This is a genomic window from Cellulomonas telluris (genome assembly GCF_004886325.1).
GTDB lineage: Bacteria > Actinomycetota > Actinomycetes > Actinomycetales > Cellulomonadaceae > Cellulomonas > Cellulomonas telluris.
Genome location: NZ_QXFN01000003.1, coordinates 241,711 through 261,214, shown reverse-complemented (window position 1 = coordinate 261,214; position 19,504 = coordinate 241,711). Strand labels below are relative to the sequence as shown.

The 19,504-nt window shown below is 72.8% G+C and carries 31 protein-coding genes; 4 read left to right on the top strand and 27 right to left on the bottom strand.

Going from position 1 to position 19,504, the window contains the following annotated elements:
* Nucleotides 1-44: 44 nt before the first annotated feature.
* Nucleotides 45-1,727 (bottom strand): ABC-F family ATP-binding cassette domain-containing protein, encoded by a 1,683-nt coding sequence (locus FB586_RS10090; RefSeq protein ID WP_136519194.1) that lies wholly within the window; start codon nt 1,725-1,727, stop codon nt 45-47.
* A 118-nt stretch (nt 1,728-1,845) separates the two neighbouring features.
* Between FB586_RS10090 and FB586_RS10085 the strand changes: the two genes are divergently transcribed.
* Entirely contained in the window at nt 1,846-2,349 is a 504-nt protein-coding gene (locus FB586_RS10085; protein ID WP_222928340.1) for a DUF5709 domain-containing protein, read from the top strand.
* A gap of 30 nt (nt 2,350-2,379) precedes the next feature.
* On the opposite strand, the gene truA is transcribed toward FB586_RS10085, so the two are convergent.
* Nucleotides 2,380-3,339, bottom strand: coding sequence for a tRNA pseudouridine(38-40) synthase TruA (truA, locus tag FB586_RS10080; RefSeq protein ID WP_246036681.1), 960 nt, complete (start codon nt 3,337-3,339; stop codon nt 2,380-2,382).
* A 35-nt stretch (nt 3,340-3,374) separates the two neighbouring features.
* On the opposite strand from truA, the gene FB586_RS10075 reads away from it, so the two are divergent.
* From FB586_RS10075 to FB586_RS10065, 3 genes are all read left to right on the top strand, one after another.
* Nucleotides 3,375-4,139 (top strand): ROK family protein, encoded by a 765-nt coding sequence (locus FB586_RS10075; RefSeq protein ID WP_136519193.1) that lies wholly within the window; start codon nt 3,375-3,377, stop codon nt 4,137-4,139.
* 195 nt (nt 4,140-4,334) lie between these two features.
* Nucleotides 4,335-4,811: a hypothetical protein gene (locus FB586_RS10070; protein ID WP_246036680.1), complete on the top strand. Its 477-nt coding sequence runs from the start codon at nt 4,335-4,337 to the stop codon at nt 4,809-4,811.
* A gap of 14 nt (nt 4,812-4,825) precedes the next feature.
* Nucleotides 4,826-5,293: a hypothetical protein gene (locus tag FB586_RS10065; protein WP_136519192.1), complete on the top strand. Its 468-nt coding sequence runs from the start codon at nt 4,826-4,828 to the stop codon at nt 5,291-5,293.
* A gap of 74 nt (nt 5,294-5,367) precedes the next feature.
* Here the strand turns inward: FB586_RS10065 and FB586_RS10060 are convergent, their stop codons facing one another.
* The 25 genes from FB586_RS10060 to rplV form a co-directional block, all read right to left on the bottom strand.
* On the bottom strand, nt 5,368-6,120 hold the full coding sequence (locus FB586_RS10060) for an alpha/beta fold hydrolase (RefSeq protein ID WP_136519191.1): 753 nt from the start codon (nt 6,118-6,120) through the stop codon (nt 5,368-5,370).
* Between the two features lie 124 nt (nt 6,121-6,244).
* The gene (gene rplQ, locus FB586_RS10055) at nt 6,245-6,766 is read right to left on the bottom strand and encodes a 50S ribosomal protein L17 (protein WP_136519190.1); all 522 of its coding nucleotides are present in this window, start codon (nt 6,764-6,766) and stop codon (nt 6,245-6,247) included.
* 63 nt (nt 6,767-6,829) lie between these two features.
* The gene (locus FB586_RS10050; protein WP_136519189.1) at nt 6,830-7,843 is read right to left on the bottom strand and encodes a DNA-directed RNA polymerase subunit alpha; all 1,014 of its coding nucleotides are present in this window, start codon (nt 7,841-7,843) and stop codon (nt 6,830-6,832) included.
* Nucleotides 7,844-8,058: 215 nt separating this feature from the next.
* On the bottom strand, nt 8,059-8,460 hold the full coding sequence (gene rpsK / locus FB586_RS10045) for a 30S ribosomal protein S11 (RefSeq protein ID WP_013117847.1): 402 nt from the start codon (nt 8,458-8,460) through the stop codon (nt 8,059-8,061).
* A 77-nt stretch (nt 8,461-8,537) separates the two neighbouring features.
* On the bottom strand, nt 8,538-8,918 hold the full coding sequence (gene rpsM / locus FB586_RS10040) for a 30S ribosomal protein S13 (protein ID WP_136519188.1): 381 nt from the start codon (nt 8,916-8,918) through the stop codon (nt 8,538-8,540).
* A 162-nt stretch (nt 8,919-9,080) separates the two neighbouring features.
* Nucleotides 9,081-9,194: a 50S ribosomal protein L36 gene (gene rpmJ, locus FB586_RS10035; RefSeq protein ID WP_013117849.1), complete on the bottom strand. Its 114-nt coding sequence runs from the start codon at nt 9,192-9,194 to the stop codon at nt 9,081-9,083.
* Nucleotides 9,195-9,261: 67 nt separating this feature from the next.
* Nucleotides 9,262-9,483, bottom strand: coding sequence for a translation initiation factor IF-1 (gene infA, locus FB586_RS10030; RefSeq protein WP_012877432.1), 222 nt, complete (start codon nt 9,481-9,483; stop codon nt 9,262-9,264).
* A gap of 200 nt (nt 9,484-9,683) precedes the next feature.
* Nucleotides 9,684-10,526, bottom strand: a complete 843-nt coding sequence (gene map, locus FB586_RS10025; RefSeq protein WP_136519584.1) for a type I methionyl aminopeptidase — start codon at nt 10,524-10,526, stop codon at nt 9,684-9,686.
* Between the two features lie 10 nt (nt 10,527-10,536).
* On the bottom strand, nt 10,537-11,118 hold the full coding sequence (locus FB586_RS10020) for an adenylate kinase (RefSeq protein ID WP_136519187.1): 582 nt from the start codon (nt 11,116-11,118) through the stop codon (nt 10,537-10,539).
* Nucleotides 11,115-12,413, bottom strand: a complete 1,299-nt coding sequence (secY, locus tag FB586_RS10015; protein WP_136519186.1) for a preprotein translocase subunit SecY — start codon at nt 12,411-12,413, stop codon at nt 11,115-11,117. The genes FB586_RS10020 and secY overlap by 4 nt, the downstream gene beginning before the upstream one ends.
* Nucleotides 12,414-12,744: 331 nt before the next feature.
* Nucleotides 12,745-13,416 (bottom strand): 50S ribosomal protein L15, encoded by a 672-nt coding sequence (rplO, locus tag FB586_RS19420; RefSeq protein WP_168800543.1) that lies wholly within the window; start codon nt 13,414-13,416, stop codon nt 12,745-12,747.
* A gap of 2 nt (nt 13,417-13,418) precedes the next feature.
* Nucleotides 13,419-13,601, bottom strand: a complete 183-nt coding sequence (gene rpmD, locus FB586_RS10005; protein ID WP_013117860.1) for a 50S ribosomal protein L30 — start codon at nt 13,599-13,601, stop codon at nt 13,419-13,421.
* Nucleotides 13,601-14,242 (bottom strand): 30S ribosomal protein S5, encoded by a 642-nt coding sequence (gene rpsE, locus FB586_RS10000; protein WP_136519185.1) that lies wholly within the window; start codon nt 14,240-14,242, stop codon nt 13,601-13,603. Before rpsE ends, rpmD begins: the two co-directional genes overlap by 1 nt.
* A 34-nt stretch (nt 14,243-14,276) precedes the next feature.
* Nucleotides 14,277-14,648, bottom strand: coding sequence for a 50S ribosomal protein L18 (rplR, locus tag FB586_RS09995; protein WP_136519184.1), 372 nt, complete (start codon nt 14,646-14,648; stop codon nt 14,277-14,279).
* Between the two features lie 3 nt (nt 14,649-14,651).
* Nucleotides 14,652-15,191, bottom strand: coding sequence for a 50S ribosomal protein L6 (gene rplF, locus FB586_RS09990; RefSeq protein ID WP_136519183.1), 540 nt, complete (start codon nt 15,189-15,191; stop codon nt 14,652-14,654).
* A 24-nt stretch (nt 15,192-15,215) separates the two neighbouring features.
* Nucleotides 15,216-15,614: a 30S ribosomal protein S8 gene (gene rpsH, locus FB586_RS09985; protein ID WP_136519182.1), complete on the bottom strand. Its 399-nt coding sequence runs from the start codon at nt 15,612-15,614 to the stop codon at nt 15,216-15,218.
* Nucleotides 15,615-15,689: 75 nt separating this feature from the next.
* The gene (locus FB586_RS09980) at nt 15,690-15,875 is read right to left on the bottom strand and encodes a type Z 30S ribosomal protein S14 (protein ID WP_013770178.1); all 186 of its coding nucleotides are present in this window, start codon (nt 15,873-15,875) and stop codon (nt 15,690-15,692) included.
* A gap of 1 nt (nt 15,876) precedes the next feature.
* On the bottom strand, nt 15,877-16,449 hold the full coding sequence (gene rplE / locus FB586_RS09975) for a 50S ribosomal protein L5 (RefSeq protein ID WP_136519181.1): 573 nt from the start codon (nt 16,447-16,449) through the stop codon (nt 15,877-15,879).
* Nucleotides 16,449-16,790, bottom strand: coding sequence for a 50S ribosomal protein L24 (gene rplX / locus FB586_RS09970; RefSeq protein ID WP_135973036.1), 342 nt, complete (start codon nt 16,788-16,790; stop codon nt 16,449-16,451). Before rplX ends, rplE begins: the two co-directional genes overlap by 1 nt.
* Nucleotides 16,791-16,792: 2 nt before the next feature.
* Nucleotides 16,793-17,161 (bottom strand): 50S ribosomal protein L14, encoded by a 369-nt coding sequence (gene rplN, locus FB586_RS09965; RefSeq protein WP_013770175.1) that lies wholly within the window; start codon nt 17,159-17,161, stop codon nt 16,793-16,795.
* Nucleotides 17,162-17,336: 175 nt separating this feature from the next.
* The gene (rpsQ, locus tag FB586_RS09960; protein ID WP_136519180.1) at nt 17,337-17,624 is read right to left on the bottom strand and encodes a 30S ribosomal protein S17; all 288 of its coding nucleotides are present in this window, start codon (nt 17,622-17,624) and stop codon (nt 17,337-17,339) included.
* 7 nt (nt 17,625-17,631) lie between these two features.
* Nucleotides 17,632-17,868, bottom strand: coding sequence for a 50S ribosomal protein L29 (gene rpmC, locus FB586_RS09955; protein ID WP_136519179.1), 237 nt, complete (start codon nt 17,866-17,868; stop codon nt 17,632-17,634).
* Nucleotides 17,868-18,284 carry a 50S ribosomal protein L16 gene (gene rplP / locus FB586_RS09950; protein WP_136519178.1) on the bottom strand — a complete coding sequence of 139 codons (417 nt, stop codon included), beginning with the start codon at nt 18,282-18,284 and terminating at the stop codon, nt 17,868-17,870. The genes rpmC and rplP overlap by 1 nt, the downstream gene beginning before the upstream one ends.
* A 3-nt stretch (nt 18,285-18,287) precedes the next feature.
* Complete coding sequence (gene rpsC / locus FB586_RS09945) at nt 18,288-19,124, bottom strand: 30S ribosomal protein S3 (RefSeq protein ID WP_136519177.1); 837 nt, start codon at nt 19,122-19,124, stop codon at nt 18,288-18,290.
* Nucleotides 19,124-19,501 carry a 50S ribosomal protein L22 gene (gene rplV / locus FB586_RS09940; protein WP_135973041.1) on the bottom strand — a complete coding sequence of 126 codons (378 nt, stop codon included), beginning with the start codon at nt 19,499-19,501 and terminating at the stop codon, nt 19,124-19,126. The genes rpsC and rplV overlap by 1 nt, the downstream gene beginning before the upstream one ends.
* Nucleotides 19,502-19,504: the final 3 nt, after the last annotated feature.

Here is a 19,504-nt window from a genome sequence, read left to right as displayed (position 1 = left end):
CAAAAGCCGACGTGGCAGGGGCGTCGGCGGACCGCAGACCCCCGTCAGCGCGTGCGCGCGACCCGTCCGACGTCCCACACCGGCTCGGGCGTCTCCACGACCTCGCCGTCCGCCCCGAACACGAGGAACCGGTCGAACGTACGCGTGAACCAGCGGTCGTGCGTCACCGCCAGCACCGTCCCCTCGAACGCCGCGAGGCCGGCCTCCAGCGCCTCGGCCGACGGCAGGTCGAGGTTGTCCGTCGGCTCGTCCAGCAGCAGGAGCGTCGCGCCCGCCAGCTCCAGCAGGAGGATCTGCAGGCGCGCCTGCTGCCCGCCCGAGAGCGTCTCGTACCGCTGCTCCGCCGCCGCGACCAGGCCGTACCGGTCCAGGGCGCGGCTCGCGGCCTCCCGCCCGAGCCCCGCGCGGTGGCCGTCCCCGCGGTGCAGCACGTCGAGCAGGGTCCGGCCGTCGAGCTCCGGGTGCGCGTGGTTCTGCGCGAACCAGCCGGGGCGCACCCGCGAGCCCAGCACCACCGACCCGGTGTGCGCCACCGGCTCCGGGTGCAGGTCGCCGGCCGGCGCGTGCTCGGGCGCCGGGTCCGTCCCACCGGCCGCGAGCAGCCGCAGGAAGTGCGACTTGCCCGAGCCGTTGGACCCGAGCACGGCCACCCGCTCGCCGTACCAGACCTCCAGGTCGAACGGCCGCATGAGGCCCGTCAGTCCCAGGTCCTGCGCCACCACCGCGCGCTTGGCGGTCCGTCCGCCGGTCAGCCGCACCCGCACCCGCTCGTCCCGCGCCACCACCACCGGCGGCCCCGCCTGCTCGAACTTGCGCAGCCGCGTCTGCGCGGCCTGGTACCGGGACGCCAGGCCGTCGTTGAACGCCGCCTTCTGCTTGAGCGTCACGACGAGCTCGCGCAACTTCGCGTGCTCCTCGTCCCAGCGGCGCGCCAGCTCCTCCAGGCGCGCGCGACGGTCCGCGCGGGCCTGCGCGTACGTCGCGAAGCCGCCGCCGTGCACCCACGCCCGCGCGCCCACGGCCGTCGGCTCGAGCGTCGCGACGTGCGTCGCCACCCGCGTCAGCGTCTCGCGGTCGTGGCTCACCAGGAGCACCGTCTTCCCGCTCTCGCGCAGCCGGTCCTCGAGCCACCGCTTGGCGGGCACGTCGAGCGCGTTGTCCGGCTCGTCGAGCACGAGCACCTCGTCCGGGCCGCGCAGCAGCGCCTCGAGCACCAGGCGCTTCTGCTCCCCGCCCGAGAGCGTGCGCACGTCCCGGTGCTGGGCGCGCTCGAACGGCAGCGACAGCACCGCGTCGGTGACCACGTCCCAGCCGGCCTCCGCGTCGTAGCCGCCGACGTCCGCCCAGTCCGCGAGCGCCTGCGCGTAGCGCAGCTGGGTCGGCTCGTCGTCGCGCTCCATCATGAGCAGCTCGGCCGCGGTGAGCTCGGCCGCGGCGTCGCGCACCGCCGGCGGCGCGAGGGACGCGAGCAGGTCGCGCACGCTGCGGTCGTCCTCGATGCGCCCGACCTCCTGCCGCATCACACCGAGCCCGCCGCTGCGCACCACGGTGCCGGCGTGCGGCTCCGCGTCCCCCGTCACGACCCGCAGCAGCGTGGACTTGCCGACCCCGTTGGGCCCGACGAGGGCCATCCGCTGCCCCTCCCCGACGCGGAAGGACACGTCGTCGAGCAGCGGCCGGCCGTCGGGGAGCGCCCAGCCGACGCCCGCGACCTCGAGGTGACCCATGCGGGCAGTGTGACCGCAGCCGCGGGCGGGGCCCAGCCGATTACGCCCGTGGCGCACGTGCGCCGGGCGGTCCGCCGCTGCTGTGGCGAGCCCCGCCCCGCGGTGCTTGGGTCGTGCCATGAGCGAGGACACCCCGGCCACCCGGACCGACCCCGCCCTCGGCGCCGAGGGCGACAGCAACCAGATCACCGGCGAGGACTCGATGTCCGACCGCCGGACGGGCGACCCCCTCGACGAGGCGATCGTCCCGCCGGAGCGCGACCGGCCCGCGTCGACCCGCTTCGGGGAGACGCACTGGGAGGAGTCGCGCGGCGAGACGCTCGACCAGCGCGTCGCCCAGGAGGAGCCCGAGGTGTGGGACCAGACCGAGACGCCGCCGCCGCCGGACCGCGACGAGCTGCGCGCCGGCCGTCTGGTCGAGGACGACGGCGCGGTGGACGCCGGCGGGACGAGCGAGTTCGCCGTCGACGCCGGGATCGCCGGCGGCGCCGCGACCGCCGAGGAGGCCGCGGTGCACGTCCTCGAGGAGGACTACGAGGAGGCCTACCCGGACGCGCCGGGCCTGGCCGACGACGACGAGGTCACGGGCGACGACGAGCGCTCCCCCGACGACTTCGCCTGACCCCGGTCCGCGGACGGCACGCCGTCCGCGTCACCCGCAGCACCCGGCGCCCGGCGCGGACGCCCCCTCGACCTCGTGGGCACCGCGCCGGGCGCGCGTGCGCTCGGCGCGCGCCGCGAGCTCCTCGTCCGGCGGGTAGGCCACCTCCTCGAGCGTGAGCCCGTGCGCCGCGACCACGGTCGCGCCGCCCTCGCGCCGCCGGCCGACCAGCAGCGCGTGCGGCCAGTCCACCGGGCGCCGCCGCTCCCCCACCGCCAGGCTCGCGCCCACGAGCGCCCGCACCATCGAGTGGCAGAACGCGTCGGCCTGCACGTGCGCCACGACCAGCCCCGCGTCCGGCCCGTCCGCCGGCCGGGACCAGGTGAACTCCTCCAGCGTGCGGATGGTGGTCGCGTCGGGGCGCGGCTTGCAGTACGCCGCGAAGTCGTGCCGCCCCACGAGCCGGCGCGCCGCGGCGTCCATCGCGTCGACGTCCAGGCGGTGCCGGTGCCAGAGCACCCACGCCCGCCGCAGCGGGTCGCGCGCCGCCGGGTCGTCGACGACCCGGTACGCGTAGCGCCGCCGCAGGGCCGCGAAGCGCGCGTCGAACCCGTCGGGCGCGCGCGTGACGCGGTGCACCACGAGGTCCGCGGGCAGCACGCCCCCCAGCCGTGTCGTGAGGACGTCGAGCGCGTCGCGATCCGAGCGTCCGCGGGCCGCCGCGAGCGCGTCCGGGGCGACGTCGACGTGCGCCACCTGGCCGCGGGCGTGCACGCCGGCGTCGGTACGGCCCGCCACCGTCACGCGCGGCGCCGGCTCGCCCCGGGGGCTCGTGCGCAGCACCGTGGCCAGGGCGTCCTCGAGCGTCCCCTGCACCGTCCGCAGCGCCGGCTGCCGCGCCCACCCCGAGAAGCCCGTGCCGTCGTAGGCGAGGTCGAGCCGCAGGCGGACGGCACCCGGCGGCGTCCCCACGGCCACGTCGTCGGTCCGGGCCTCGTCCTCGCTGCGCACGGGGCCACGCTAGCCGCGGCGCTACCGTGGTCGCCGTGCCGTCCCCGACCGACCCCTGGACGCTCGCCGTCGACTGCGGCGGTGGCGGCATCAAGGCGTCCGTGCTCGACTCCGCGGGGACCCTGCACGTGCCGCCCGTGCGGGTGCCGACGCCGTACCCCCTGCCCCCCGAGCGGCTGGCCGACACGATCGCGGCGATCGCGGCGGACCTGCCGCCCGCCGGCCGGGCGACCGTCGGCGTGCCCGGGATGATCCGCCACGGCGTGGTCGTGGCGACCCCGCACTACGTCACGCGCGCGGGGCCGCGCACCGCCGTGCTGCCCGAGCTCGTCGCCGCGTGGCACGGGTGCGACGTGCGCGCCCTGCTCGAGGCACGGCTCGGCGTGCCCACGCTCGTGCTGAACGACGCGGAGGTGCACGGCGCGGGCGTCGTCTCGGGGACCGGGCTCGAGCTGGTCCTCACCCTGGGCACCGGGCTCGGCTCGGCGCTGTTCGACGGCGGCCGGCTGGCCCCGCACCTCGAGCTCTCGCACGCCCCCGTGCGGTGGGGCACGACCTACGACGCGTACATCGGGCAGCCCGAGCGCGCGCGGCTGGGCGACGCCCTCTGGTCCCGGCGCGTGCGACGGGTCGTGGAGGGGTTCCGTCCCGTCTTCCACTGGGACCGCCTGTACCTCGGCGGCGGCAACTCGCGCGCCATCACCGCCACGACGCTCGAGCGGCTCGGGGACGACGTGGTCGTCGTGCCCAACCAGGCGGGCATCGTCGGCGGCGTGCGCGCCTGGGCACTGGCGGGCTGACCCGGTCGCCGGGACGGCGGGGCCGCACGCCGGCTCACGTCCCGGTCGCACCGTCGTGAGGCACGCGCGTGACCTCGGGCGTCGCGGCCGGCGCGATCGGGCGACGCCCCGCGCCCGGCGGGTGAAAGGCGATCGGACGGCCCGGGACGAACCCGGCGCGGATGCGGACAACCCGTGCGATCCGGTCCGTGCCCGGTGTTGCCAGCCCTCGCGCCCCCGCACACGAGGACCGACGCCGCGGCTGGGAACGCGTCCACCACCGGGGCACACCCCGACGCCACCTCCACAGAAGGGGCCACCACCATTGCCGCACCCGACGCCGCCCTCCAGCAGGTCCTGGAGCTCGACGGCGCCCTCGCCATCGCCCTCGTCGACCTCGGCAGCGGCATGGCGCTCGCGACCCGCAACGTCGTGCCGTTCGACCTCGAGCTCGCCGCCGCGGTCAACACCGAGGTCGTCCGGGCCGAGCTGCGCGCGATAGAGAGCCTGGGGCTGCGCGAGCAGATCGAGGACATCCTCATCACGCTGTCCGGCCAGTACCACCTGATCCGGCTCTCCTCGCGGCCCGACCTCGCCGGGGTCTTCTCCTACCTCGTCCTCGACCGCAGGCGGTCCAACCTGGCTCTCGCCCGCCGCGCGCTCAAGGCGCTCGAGGACCAGCTCGAGCTCTGAGCCTCGGCGCGAGCGTGCCCGACCAGCTCCACGACGTCCTCGACCGCCTGCTGCAGGCCGTCGGGGACGTCGTGCACGCCATCGCGCTCGACCCGGTGGACCGGGTCGTCCTCGCGGACGGGGACGCCCCGGCCGATGTCGTGGCCGCCGCCCGCGCGGTCGCGACGACGCTCGCGCTCGTCGACACGACGGGTGCCCAGGCCGTGCGCGCCGTGGTGGAGACCGCCGACGCCACGCTCTACGCGGTGCACGACCCCGCCGGTCTCGTCGTCGTCCTCGTCGGCCCGCCGCTGTGGAACATCGCGCTCGCGCGCCGGACGGCGGACCCGCTGCTGCGCGACCTCGACGCGGACGCGGTGGTCGCCCCGCTGCGCGCCGCCCGTCGCGTCCCCGCCGCCGCGACGCCCGCCCGCGGGGAGACGCTCGCGCAGGCGCACCGTGCGGACGCCGTCGCCGTCCGGCAGACGGGCCGCACGCCCTGACGTCGCGGGGTGCCCCGAGCGGCCACCCGCACCCGTCCCCCGGGCCCAGCCCGGAGGACCGACGAGCGCCGTCCTCAGGCGTCCGTCGCACCCACCGAGCGGGCCGCCTCGCGCGCGTCCACCTCGTCGAGCGCCTCGAGCAGCACGCGCGTGAACCGCACGGGCTGCACCAGGCTGACGAGGTGGGTGGCCCGCGGGACGACGACGAGGCGCCCGTCGCGGCAGGCCGCGAGGAACCGCGCCTCCTCGCCGCGGAAGTGGTCCCAGCGGCCGTTGACGAGCCACACGGGGGCGCTGACGCGGGCGAGGTCGGCCACGGGGTCGGAGGCGGCCATCTCGCGCAGCGTGTCCTCGACGACCTCGAGCGCGAACCCGCCGGCACCCACGTCGGCCGCCGCCTGCGGCGGCATCGTCCGGTCGACGAGGAGCTGGTTGATCGCCGCGCCGCGGTCCGGCAGCCGCGCGAAGCCCGACGCCGCGAGCCCCCACGCGCGCAGCACCAGGCGGTGCGGCCGCGTGCAGCAGGCGGCCGCCACGAGCCCGGCGACCTGCTCGGGGTGCCGCGCCGCGTGCGCGACGGCGGTGTAGCCGCCGAGCGAGAGCCCCACGACCGCCGCTCGCCCGCCCACCGCGTCGACGCCCTCCCGGACCGCGTCGACAGCGCCCTCGAACGTGAAGCGCTCCCCCAGGCGCCGGCCGTGCCCGGGCAGGTCGACGGCGAGCGCCGTCCGCCCGGCCGCCTCGAGCGCGGCGACCTGCGCACGCCACATCGTCCGCGAGGCGCGCAGACCGTGCACCAGCACCACGGGGGTCGGACGCGGGCTCATGCCCCGACCGTACCCAGGGTCCGCGACGGCGGCCGCGCACGCCGGAGCGCCCGGACCCACGGGCCCGGACGCACGAGGGCCCGGACACCGTGCGGTGTCCGGGCCCTGCGGTGCTACCGGGAGGTCAGGCCTTGTCGGCCTGCGTCTCCTCGTCGGCCGGGGCGTCGGCGGGCGCCTCGTCCGTGGCGGCCGCGTCCGTCGTCGGCTCCTCGGCGGGGGCCTCGGCGGCCGGGGCCGCCTTCTTGGCGGCCTGCGTGGCCTCCTTGACGACGGCCTGCTTCGGCGAGAGCGGCTCGAGCACGAGCTCGATCACGGCCATCGGCGCGTTGTCGCCCTTGCGGGGGCCGATCTTCGTGATGCGCGTGTAGCCACCCTGGCGGTCGGCCACGACGGGCGCGATCTCCGTGAACAGCGTGTGCACGACACCCTTGTCACGGACGACCGTCAGCACGCGACGGCGCGCGTGCAGGTCGCCGCGCTTCGCGAACGTGATGAGCCGCTCCGCGAGCGGGCGCAGGCGCTTGGCCTTCGCCTCGGTCGTCGTGATGCGCTTGTGCTCGAACAGCGCCGTCGCGAGGTTCGCGAGGATCATCCGCTCGTGCGCCGGGCTGCCACCGAGCCGGGGACCCTTGGTGGGCGTGGGCATGGTCTCTACTCCTTGGGATCAGAAAGGGGCGACGCCGGACCGTGGGCCCGGGCCGACGGGTCGTCAGTACTGCTCGTCCTCGACGAAGTCGGTCTCGTCGTCCCCGTAGTAGGCGCCCGACGCGGTCGGGTCGAAGTCCAGCGGGCTGTCCTTGAGCGTGAGGCCCAGCTCGGCCAGCTTCTCCTTGACCTCGGTGATGGACTTCGCACCGAAGTTGCGGATGTCGAGCAGGTCGGCCTCCGACCGCGCCACGAGCTCACCCACGGTGTGGATGCCCTCGCGCTTGAGGCAGTTGTACGAGCGGATCGTCAGCTGCAGGTCCTCGATCGGCAGCGCCAGGTCCGCCGCGAGCGCGGCGTCCGTCGGCGACGGGCCGATCTCGATGCCCTCGGCCTCGACGTTCAGCTCACGCGCGAGGCCGAACAGCTCGACCAGCGTCTTGCCGGCCGACGCGAGCGCGTCCCGCGGGCTGATCGCCGGCTTGGTCTCGACGTCGACGATGAGCTTGTCGAAGTCCGTCCGCTGCTCGACACGCGTCGCCTCGACCTTGTAGGTCACCTTGAGCACGGGCGAGTAGATCGAGTCGACCGGGATGCGGCCGATCTCGGCGTCCAGCGACTTGTTCTGGTTCGCCGACACGTAGCCGCGGCCGCGCTCGACCGTCAGCTCGATCTCGAGCTTGCCCTTGTCGTTGAGCGTGGCGAGGTGCAGGTCGGGGTTGTGCACCTCGACACCGGCCGGGGGCACGATGTCGGCGGCGGTGACCTCACCGGCACCCTGCTTGCGCAGGTACATCACGACGGGCTCGTCGTTCTCCGAGGAGACGACGAGGTTCTTGATGTTGAGGATGATCTCGGTGACGTCCTCCTTGACACCCGGGACCGTCGAGAACTCGTGCAGCACGCCGTCGATCCGGATGGAGGTGACGGCGGCGCCCGGGATGGACGACAGCAGGGTGCGGCGCAGGGAGTTGCCGAGGGTGTAGCCGAAGCCGGGCTCGAGCGGCTCGATGGAGAACCGCGAGCGGTGCTCCGAGATGACCTCTTCGGTCAGGGTGGGACGCTGTGCGATGAGCACGGTGGGGTTCCTCTCCGCGGGCGTCCGCCATATGACGCTCCGCAGGTACTGCTTGGCCGGGACGTGGCTCGGTCCGCACGTCTCGGCGACGATCGTGGTCCGGTCGTGCCGTGCGTCCTCGCACGGTCGCCCTCACGCGTGCTGCGTGACGACGGCGGCGCGGACGCGCGAGGGCCGGGACGGGCGCTGAGGGCACCGTCCCGGCCGTCGACGGGTCAGACGCGGCGACGCTTGGGCGGACGGCAGCCGTTGTGGGCCTGCGGCGTCACGTCCTGGATCGAGCCGACCTCGAGACCGGTCGCCTGCAGCGAGCGGATCGCGGTCTCACGGCCCGAACCCGGGCCCTTGACGAACACGTCGACCTTGCGCATGCCGTGCTCCTGCGCGCGGCGGGCGGCGGCCTCGGCGGCGAGCTGCGCGGCGAACGGCGTCGACTTCCGCGAGCCCTTGAAGCCCACCTGGCCGGACGACGCCCACGCGATCACGGCACCCGACGGGTCCGTGATGGAGACGATCGTGTTGTTGAACGTGCTCTTGATGTGCGCCTGGCCGTGGGAGACGTTCTTCTTCTCCTTGCGGCGCGGCTTGCGCACGGCGGTGCGGGACTTGGGAGGCATCTCTTCTTCTCTCGAGGTCTGCGGGTCGGTGGGCCGACGGCGGGGCGGTCAGCGACGGTGCGCGACCAGCCGGCGCCTTACTTGCGCCCGGCCTTCTTCTTGCCGGCGACGGTGCGCTTCGGGCCCTTGCGGGTGCGCGCGTTGGTCTTGGTGCGCTGCCCGCGCACCGGGAGGCCGCGGCGGTGACGCAGGCCCTCGTAGCTGCCGATCTCCACCTTGCGGCGGATGTCGGCGGCGACCTCGCGGCGCAGGTCACCCTCGAGCTTGAAGTTGCCCTCGAGGTAGTCGCGGAGCGCGACGAGCTCGGCGTCGCCCAGGTCGCGGACCCGGGCGTCGGGGCTGATGCCGGTGGCGGCGAGGGTCTGCTGCGCACGCGTGCGGCCGACCCCGAAGATGTAGGTGAGCGCGATCTCGACCCGCTTCTCGCGGGGGAGGTCGACACCGATGAGACGTGCCATGTGCCTGGTGGCTCCTGTACTGCGTCGGAGGTCTGCCGCACCGTCCTCCCGCTGTCCGCGGGCCCCGGCCTCCGAGCCGGGGGTTCGCCGTGCGTGGGCCGCTGGCCCGGTGCACGGAGTGGCGATGCGCTTGCTGGCCCTAGCGGGCCCGAGGGTGGCTGCTCAGCCCTGGCGCTGCTTGTGGCGCAGGTTCTCGCAGATCACCTGGACGCGACCGTGCCGGCGGATCACCTTGCACTTGTCGCAGATCTTCTTGACGCTCGGCTTGACCTTCATCGCGTGTTCCTCCGCCGCCGTGCACCGGCCCGGACGAGCCCGGCCGACGGCGTGTCGATGGGGTGGGTTACTTGTAGCGGTAGACGATGCGCCCGCGGGACAGGTCGTACGGGCTGAGCTCGACGACCACCCGGTCCTCGGGGAGGATGCGGATGTAGTGCTGCCGCATCTTGCCCGAGATGTGCGCGAGCACCTTGTGGCCGTTCGCGAGCTCCACGCGGAACATCGCGTTGGGGAGCGCCTCGATCACGCTGCCCTCGATCTCGATGACGCCGTCCTTCTTGGCCATGTCCTCCGCTAACTGTCGTTCGTGTCGTGCTGTTCCCACGCGCCGTCGGAGCCCCGGACCTGCCGGGCCTCTCGCCGAGAGTGTGGACGGCGCGGGCGACCCGTCCGTCCGGACGGCGCACACAACCAACCGGCAACTATACGCCATCCGGCGCACGTCGGGGACGCCTCCCGGGTGCGGGTGGCGTGACGCGCACGACGTCAGGGCAGCGCCGCGACCTGCACGCCCAGCGCGCCCAGCCGCTCGGCACCGCCGTCCGGCGCGGTCAGGACGACGATCCCGTCCTCGAGCACGGCGACCGTGTGCTCCCAGTGGGCCGCGCGCGACCCGTCCTCGGTGACGACGGTCCAGTCGTCCGCCAGCGTGCGGTTCGCCTCGGCGCCGCGCACCAGCATCGGCTCGACGGCGACGCACAGACCCGGGCGCACCTTCGCCCCGCGGTCCCGCGTCCGGTAGTTCGGTACGTCCGGGGGCTGGTGCATCGCGGTCCCGATGCCGTGGCCGACGTAGTCCTCGACGATGCCGTACGCCACCCCGCCGTTGCGGCCGGCGGCGGCCGCGGCCTCGACGACCTCCTCGACGGCCTCCCCCACGGCGCCCAGCCGGTCCGCGCGCGCCAGCGCCGCGATGCCGGCCCACAGCGCGTCCTCGGTCGTCGTCACGAGCTCCTGGTCGAGCGCGTGCCCGTCGCCGACGACGGCGGAGAAGGCGGAGTCGCCGTGCCAGCCGTCGACGATCGCGCCGCAGTCCACGGACACCACGTCGCCGGGCTGCAGCACGCGGCCGCCGGGGATCCCGTGGACGATCTCCTCGTTCACCGAGACGCACAGCGTCGCCGGGTACCCGTGGTAGCCCAGGAACGACGGCGTCGCCCCGGCGCCGAGGATGACCTCCTCGGCCACGGCGTCCAGGTCGGCGGTCGTGACGCCGGCCGTGATGCGGGCACGGACGGCCCCGAGGGCGTCCGCGACGACCAGCCCGGCCCGCCGCATCACGGCGACCTGCTCGGGCGTCTTGTACTCGATCCGGTCCCGGCCGAACACGGCCACCGCGTCAGGCGGAGCGGACGCCCTGCAGGGCGTCCAGGAGCCGCTGGGTGACCTCGTCGACGTCCCCGAGGCCGTCGACCTGCACGAGCAGCCCACGGGCGCCGTACACCTGCGAGATCGGGGCCGTCTGCTCGGCGTAGACGTCGAGGCGGTGACGGATCACGTCCTCGGTGTCGTCCACGCGACCCTCGATCGTCGCGCGCTTCGTGAGCCGGTCCACCACGACCTGCGGGTCGACGGTCAGCTCGACCGCCGCCTCGACCGCCGTGCCGGTCGCCGCGAGCATCTCGTCGAGCGCCGCGACCTGCGCCACGTTCCGCGGGTAGCCGTCCAGCAGGAAGCCGTCCACCGCGTCGTCCTGCGCGAGCCGGTCCCGGACGAGCTCGTTCGTCAGCTCGTCCGGCACGAGCGCGCCGGTGGCGGTGATCTCCTGGACCTTGCGGCCCAGCTCGGTGCCGTTCTTGATGTTGGCGCGGAAGATGTCACCGGTGGAGATGGCCGGGACGCCGAGGCTCTCGGCCAGCCGGGCGGCCTGGGTGCCCTTGCCCGCTCCGGGCGGGCCGAGCAGGACGATGCGTGCGCTCAACGGAGGAACCCTTCGTAGTGACGCTGCTGCAGCTGGGACTCGATCTGCTTGACCGTCTCGAGGCCGACGCCGACCACGATGAGGATCGAGGCGCCGCCGAACGGGATGTTCGAGCCGACGTCGAGGACGATGAAGGCGATCGTCGGGATGAGCGCGACGAGCGCCAGGTAGATCGAGCCCGGTGCGGTGATGCGCGTGATGACGTAGTCGAGGTACTCGGCGGTGGGACGCCCGGCGCGGATGCCGGGGATGAAGCCGCCGTACTTCTTCATGTTGTCCGCGACCTCGTCCGGGTTGAACGTGATCGCCGTGTAGAAGTAGCAGAAGAAGATGATCAGGACGATGTAGATCCCGATGTGCAGCGGTGCCTCGGGGTCCGCCAGGTAGCGGCTGATCCACTGCACCCAGCCGGCCGTCGGGTCGCCGAACTGCGCGATGAGCGCGGGGATGGCGAGCAGCGACGACGCGAAGATCACCGGGATGATGCCGGCCATGTTGATCTTGATCGGGATGTAGGTGCTCGAGCCGCCGTACATGCGGCGGCCGACCATGCGCTTGGCGTACTGCACCGGGATGCGGCGCTGCGACTGCTCGACGAAGACCACGAGGCCGATGACGAGCACGATGATCGCCATCACCACGATGAACTTGCCGATGCCGCCGGCACCGCCCGCGATCGACCACATGGCGCCGGGGAAGCTCGCGGCGATCGAGACGAAGATCAGCAGCGACATGCCGTTGCCGACGCCGCGCTCGGTGATGAGCTCGCCCAGCCACATGACCAGGCCCGTACCGGCCGTCATGGCGATGACCATGATGAGCAGGGTCACCCACGAGTCGTCGGGGATGACGTCGACGGTGCACCCGGCGAACAGCTGACCGCTGCGGGCGAACGTGATGATCGTCGTGGACTGCAGGACGGCGAGGCCGATCGTCAGGTACCGCGTGTACTGCGTGAGCTTCGCGGTGCCCGACTGCCCCTCCTTGTGCAGCTCCTCGAACTTGGGGATCACGACGCGGAGCAGCTGGATGATGATGCTCGCGGTGATGTACGGCATGATCCCGAGCGAGAACACCGACAGCTGCAGCAGTGCGCCGCCGCTGAGGAGGTTCACCAGCCCGAGCAGGTCGTTCGCGTCGGCCGTCTGGTCGATGCACGCCTGGACGTTCGGGTAGCTGACGCCCGGCGTCGGCAGGAACGAACCGATGCGGAACACCACGATGATGCCGATGGTGAAGAGCAGCTTGCGCCGCAGGTCGGGCGTCCGGAACGCCCGTGCGAATGCGCTGAGCACCTGTCCTCCTGCTGGGATGAGGTCGGCGTGGCCGACCCGTTGCCGCCGCGCTGCGGCGAAGACCGCGCGCCAGACTACCCCGTACGTCGAGCGACCCCGGCATGCGACCGGGACGGACGTGCGGTGGCGGCACCCATGACGGCCCCGTACCCGGCCGGCGCCGCCACGTCGTCGCGGCGGAGCGCCCCCGAGGATACCCGGCGCCGGCGGGCCGCCGTGGCCCGTCCCGCCGCCGCCCGGCGCCCGTCCCCGGACGCACGAGAGCGGGCGGCCCCGGGATCTCTCCCGGGACCGCCCGCTCGTCGGTGGTCCGTGCGGACCGCGCGGGGCGTCAGCCCTGCGCGACGCTCCCGCCGGCCGCCTCGATCTTCTCCTTGGCGGACGCGGAGTACGCGTCGACGGCCACGGAGACCTTGACGGTCAGCTCGCCGGTGCCGAGCACCTTGACGGGCTGGCCCTTGCGGACCGCGCCCTTGGCGACCAGGTCGGCGACGGTGACGTCGCCGCCCTGCGGGTACAGCGCCGAGAGCTTGTCCAGGTTCACGACCTGGTACTCGACGCGGAACGGGTTCTTGAAGCCGCGGAGCTTCGGCAGACGCATGTGCATCGGCATCTGCCCGCCCTCGAAGGCCTCGGGCACCTGGTAGCGGGCCTTCGTGCCCTTGGTGCCGCGACCCGCGGTCTTGCCCTTCGACGCCTCACCACGACCCACGCGGGTCTTGGCGGTCTTGGCGCCGGGGGCCGGACGCAGGTGGTGGACCTTCAGGGTGCCGCCGGCGCCCTCGGTCGTGCTGCTGCCCTTGGCGGGAGCCGCGGGGGCCTCCGCCTCGGCCTTCTTGGCGGCCGGCTTGCGGGTCGCCTTCGGCTTCTCCTCGGCAGCGGCGGCCTCGGTCGCCGCAGCCTTGGCCGGAGCCTTCTTCGCCGGGGTCTTCTTGGCGGCCTTGGGGGCCTCCTCCGTCGACTCCACGGCCGTGTCGTCGGCCTTCTTCTTGTCGTCGGCCATGGTCACTCGACCTCCTCGACCGCGACCAGGTGCGTCACCGTCTTGACCATGCCGCGGATCTCGGGGCGGTCCTCCTTGACGACGACGTCGCCGATCCGCTTCAGGCCCAGGGTGCGCAGCGTGTCGCGCTGGTTCTGCTTGCCGCCGATGGCGGACCGGGTCTGGGTCACCTTGAGACGAGCCATCACGCACCCACCTTCGCGGCAGCCGCCGCGCGACCCTCGGCCTGCGCCCGCAGGAGCGGGGCCGGGGCCACGTGGTCGAGCGACAGCCCACGACGGGCTGCGACGGCCTCGGGCTCCTCGAGGGAGCGCAGGGCCTCGACCGTGGCGTGCACGATGTTGATCGCGTTGGACGACCCGAGCGACTTGCTGAGCACGTCGTGGATGCCGGCGCACTCGAGCACCGCACGCACCGGACCGCCGGCGATCACACCGGTACCCGGCGACGCGGGGCGCAGGAACACGACGCCCGCGGCCTTCTCGCCCTGGACGGGGTGCGGGATGGTGCCCTGGATGCGGGGGACGCGGAAGAAGTTCTTCTTCGCCTCCTCGACGCCCTTGGCGATCGCCGCGGGCACCTCCTTGGCCTTCCCGTAGCCGACGCCGACCGTGCCGTCACCGTCGCCCACCACGACGAGCGCGGTGAAGCTGAAGCGGCGGCCGCCCTTGACGACCTTGGCGACGCGGTTGATCGTCACGACGCGCTCGACGAACGCGCTCTTCTCGGCGGCGTCACCACGCCGCCCGCCGTCACGACGGCCGCCGTCCCGGCGGTCGCCGCCGGTGCCGCCGGCACCGGTGTTGCTGCGCTGAGGAGCAGCCATCAGAAAGTCCTCTTCTTCGATGCGGAGTTCGTCGTCACAGGGCCAGACCGCCCTCGCGGGCGCCGTCGGCGACCGCGGCCACACGGCCGTGGTACTTGTTGCCGCCGCGGTCGAACACGACCGACTCGATGCCGGCCGCCTTCGCACGCGCGGCGACGAGCTCGCCGACCTTGCGCGCCTTGGCCGTCTTGTCGCCCTCGGTGCCGCGCAGGTCCGCCTCGAGCGTCGAGGCCGAGGCCACCGTCTGGCCGATGCCGTCGTCGACGACCTGAGCCGTGATGTGGCGCGCCGAGCGCGTCACGACCAGGCGCGGACGGGCGGCCGTGCCGACGACCTTCTTGCGCAGGCGCAGGTGCCGACGGCGACGGGCGATGGACTTGCCCTTGCCCTTGATGCTGATCGCCATGGCTTACTTCCCAGCCTTTCCGACCTTGCGGCGCACGTTCTCGCCCGCGTAGCGCACGCCCTTGCCCTTGTACGGCTCGGGCTTGCGGATCTTGCGGATGTTCGCGGCGACCTCGCCCACCTGCTGCTTGTCGATGCCCTGGACCGAGAACTTCGTCGGGGTCTCGACGGCGAACGTGATGCCCGCCGGGGGCTCGACGACGACCGGGTGGCTGAAGCCGAGTGCGAACTCGAGGGTGTCGCCCTTCGCCGCCACGCGGTAACCGGTGCCGACGATCTCGAGCTTCTTCGTGTAGCCCTCCGTCACGCCGGTGACCAGGTTGGCCAGCAGCGTGCGGGTCAGGCCGTGCAGCGAGCGCGAGAGGCGCTCGTCGTCGGGACGCGTCACCACGAGCGCGCCGGCCTCGTCACGGTCCACCGCCAGCGGGGCGGGGACGGTGTGCGTGAGGGTCCCCTTCGGGCCCTTCACGCTCACGAGCTGGCCGTCGATCGTCACGTCGACACCGTTCGGCACCGGGACGGGGATCCTGCCGATTCGGGACATGGCTGTTCTCCTCTCGTCTCGGGCTTACCAGACGTAGGCGAGGACTTCCCCGCCCACACCCTTCTTGGCGGCCTGCTTGTCGGTCAGCAGGCCGGAGGACGTGGACAGGATCGCCACGCCCAGGCCGCCGAGCACCTTGGGCAGGTTGGTCGACTTGGCGTACACGCGCATGCCCGGCTTGGACACGCGCTTGAGGCCGGCGAGCGCGCGCTCGCGGTTGGGGCCGTACTTCAGCGTGATCGTGAGGTTCTTGCCCACGGGGGCGTCCTCGACGGTCCAGCCGGCGATGTAGCCCTCCGCCTGCAGGATCTCGGCGATGTGGCTCTTGAGCTTCGAGAACGGGATCGTCACCGTGTCGTGGTGCGCCGAGTTCGCGTTCCGCAGACGCGTCAGGAAGTCTGCGATCGGGTCGGTCATGGTCATCGGGCGTCAGCCCTTTCTCGCCGGGGTATCCGCGCCCCCTCGCAGGGGCGCGGACCTACCGACGTCCGGTGGTACTTACCAGCTGCTCTTGGTCACGCCGGGGAGCTCGCCGCGGTGGGCCATCTCCCGCACGCAGATCCGGCACAGGCCGAACTTGCGGTACACCGAGTGCGGGCGACCGCACCGCTGGCAGCGCGTGTAGGCACGGACCGCGAACTTCGGCTTCGCGGCCGCCTTGTTGATGAGGGCGGTCTTCGCCATGTCAGTTCTCCTTGAACGGGAAGCCGAGGAGCTTGAGGAACGCGCGCCCCTCGTCGTCCGTGGTGGCGGTCGTGACGATGGTGATGTCCATGCCGCGGACCCGGTCGATCTTGTCCTGGTCGATCTCGTGGAACACGGACTGCTCCACGAGGCCGAAGGTGTAGTTGCCGTTCCCGTCGAACTGGGCCGGGGACAGGCCGCGGAAGTCGCGGATGCGCGGCAGCGCGATCGACAGCAGGCGGTCGAGGAACTCCCAGGCGCGGTCGCCGCGCAGCGTGACGTGCGCGCCGATCGGCATGCCCTCGCGCAGCTTGAACTGCGCGATGGACTTGCGGGCCTTCGTGACCTGCGGCTTCTGGCCCGTGATCTGGGTCAGGTCGCGGATCGCGCCCTCGATCAGCTTGGAGTCCTTGGCGGCCTCGCCGACACCCATGTTCACGACGACCTTGACGAGCCGCGCGACCTGGTTGATGTTCTCGTGCGAGAACTGCTCGAACAGCGCCGGCTTGATCTCGTCGTTGTAGCGCGTCTTGAGGCGCGGCTGGGCCGGGGCCTCGATCGTGGTCTCGGTCATCAGATGTCCTTACCGGAGCGCTTGGCGACGCGGACGCGCACGGTGCGCGTGCGCCCGTCGCGCTCGACCTGCTCGGTGCGGTAGCCGACCCGGGTGCCCTTCTTGGTCTCCGGGTCCACCAGCATCACGTTGCTGATGTGGATGGGGGCCTCGACGGTCTCGATGCCACCCGTGCGGGTGCCGCGCGAGCTCTGGCCGGCCTTCGTGTGCTTCTGCACGCGCTGGACACCCTCGACGACGACGCGCTGGGTCTCGGGGAGCACCTCGAGGACGCGACCGGTCTTGTTCTTGTCGCGGCCCGAGATGACGAGGACGAGGTCGCCCTTCTTGATCTTCGCCATGGTCAGAGCACCTCCGGCGCCAGCGAGATGATCTTCATGAACTTCTTGTCGCGCAGCTCGCGGCCCACGGGGCCGAAGATGCGGGTGCCGCGCGGCTCGCCGTCGTTCTTGAGGATCACCGCGGCGTTCTCGTCGAACTTGATGTACGAGCCGTCGGGGCGCCGGCGCTCCTTGCGGGTGCGCACGACGACCGCCTTGACGACGTCGCCCTTCTTGACGTTGCCGCCGGGGATCGCGTCCTTGACGGTGGCGACGATGACGTCGCCGATACCGGCGTAGCGACGGCCGGAGCCGCCGAGCACACGGATGCAGAGGATCTCCTTGGCACCCGTGTTGTCGGCGACACGCAGTCGCGACTCCTGCTGGATCATCTAGCTCTCTCCTGTCGTCTGGCGGGTTCTCGCACCGCACCGCCGGGAGGGCGGCCGCCGAGCCTGGCCGAACGGATGGTTGCCGTGGTGCACACGACGCGGGCGGCCCCGCAGGGCGCGCCCGCGTCGCGGGCAACTGTCGTGCGTGCCGGGCCGGTGGGCCCGGGAACAGGTGCTACTTGGCCTTCTCGAGGATCTCGACGACGCGCCACCGCTTGGTCGCGGACAGCGGCCGGGTCTCCATGATCTCGACCAGGTCGCCGACGCCGGCGGCGTTCAGCTCGTCGTGCGCCTTGACCTTGCTCGTACGGCGGATGACCTTGCCGTACAGCGGGTGCTTGACGCGGTCCTCGACCTCGACGACGACCGTCTTCTCCATCTTGTCGCTCACGACGTAACCACGCCGGGTCTTGCGATATGCCCGGTGCTCGGTCGTCGCGGTCGTGTGCTCGTGCTTAGTCATCAGGGCCTCACTCCGCGCTCGGGGCGGTACGGATGCCGAGCTCGCGCTCGCGCAGGATCGTGTAGATGCGCGCGATGTCACGGCGGACGGCCTTGAGGCGCCCGTGGCTCTCGAGCTGACCGGTCGCCGACTGGAAGCGGAGGTTGAACAGCTCCTCCTTGGCCTTCTTCAGCTCGGCGGCCAGCTTCTCGTCGTCGAAGGTGTCGAGCTCGTCGGGAGCCAGACCCTTGGTACCGATGGCCATCAGTTACCCCCCTCGCGCACGATGAAACGCGTCTTCATCGGGAGCTTGTGCATCGCACGGCGCATGGCCTCGCGGGCCAGCGGCTCCGGGACACCGGCGAGCTCGAACATCACTCGACCGGGCTTGACGTTGGCGATCCACCACTCGGGCGAGCCCTTGCCGGAACCCATGCGGGTCTCGGCGGGCTTCTTCGTGAGGGGACGGTCCGGGTAGATGTTGATCCAGACCTTCCCCCCGCGCTTGATGTGGCGGGTCATGGCGATACGAGCAGCCTCGATCTGCCGGTTCGTGACGTAGGCGGGCTCGAGAGCCTGGATGCCGTACTCGCCGAACGAGATCTGCGTGCCACCCGTCGAGGCGCCGGAGCGCTTCGGGTGGTGCTGCTTGCGGTGCTTCAGCCGGCGCGGGATCAGCACGGCTCAGGCCTCCGTTCCGGACTCGGTGGGCGCGGTGTCCGCCGCGGGCGCCGACTGCTCGGCGGCCGGGGCGGGGGCGTCCTGGCGCTCGGGGCGACGGCCGCCGCCACGGGGGCCACGGTCGCCACGGTCGCCGCGGTCACCACGCGGGCCGCGCGACGGGCGCGGGGCCTGGGTGGCCTGCTGCTGCGCCCACTCGCGCTCGGTGACGTCGCCCTTGTAGACCCAGACCTTCACGCCGATGCGGCCGAAGGTCGTGCGGGCCTCGAAGAAGCCGTAGTCGATGTTGGCGCGGAGCGTGTGCAGCGGCACGCGACCCTCGCGGTAGAACTCCGTGCGGCTCATCTCCGCGCCGCCGAGGCGGCCGGAGACCTGCACGCGGATGCCCTTGGCGCCGGCGCGCTGCGCGGACTGGATGCCCTTGCGCATGGCGCGGCGGAACGAGACACGGCTCGCGAGCTGCTCGGCGATGCCCTGGGCGACCAGCTGGGCCTCGATCTCGGCGTTCTTGACCTCGAGGATGTTCAGCTGGACCTGCTTGCCCGTGAGCTTCTCGAGCTCGCCGCGGATGCGGTCGGCCTCGGCCCCGCGACGCCCGATGACGATGCCCGGGCGGGCGGTGTGGATGTCGACGCGGACGCGGTCACGCGTGCGCTCGATCTCCACCTTGGCGATGCCGGCGCGCTCGAGGCCGGTGCTCATGAGCTTGCGGATCTGCACGTCCTCGCGGACGTAGTCGCGGTAGCGCTGACCCGGCTTCGTCGAGTCGGCGAACCAGCGCGAGCGGTGATCCGTCGTGATGCCCAGGCGGTACCCGAGCGGGTTGACCTTCTGTCCCACTAGCGGGCCCGTCCCTTCGTGCTCGTCGTCTCGCGCTCGGCCACCACGACCGTGATGTGGCTCGTGCGCTTGAGGATGCGGCCCGCGCGCCCCTGCGCGCGCGGCCGGAACCGCTTGAGCGTCGGGCCCTCGTCGACGAAGACCTCGGAGATGTAGAGGTTCGTCTCGTCGAGCCGCTCGCTGTTGCGCTTGGCCCCCTCGACCGCGTTCGCGACCGCGGACTGCACCGTCTTGAGGACGGGCTCCGCCGCGGCCTGCGGCGCGAACTTCAGCACCGCCACGGCCTCGGCCGCCTGCTTGCCACGGATGAGGTCCACGACGCGGCGGGCCTTCTGGGGCGTGACGCGGACGAACCGCGCCTTCGCCTTGGCTTCCATCGC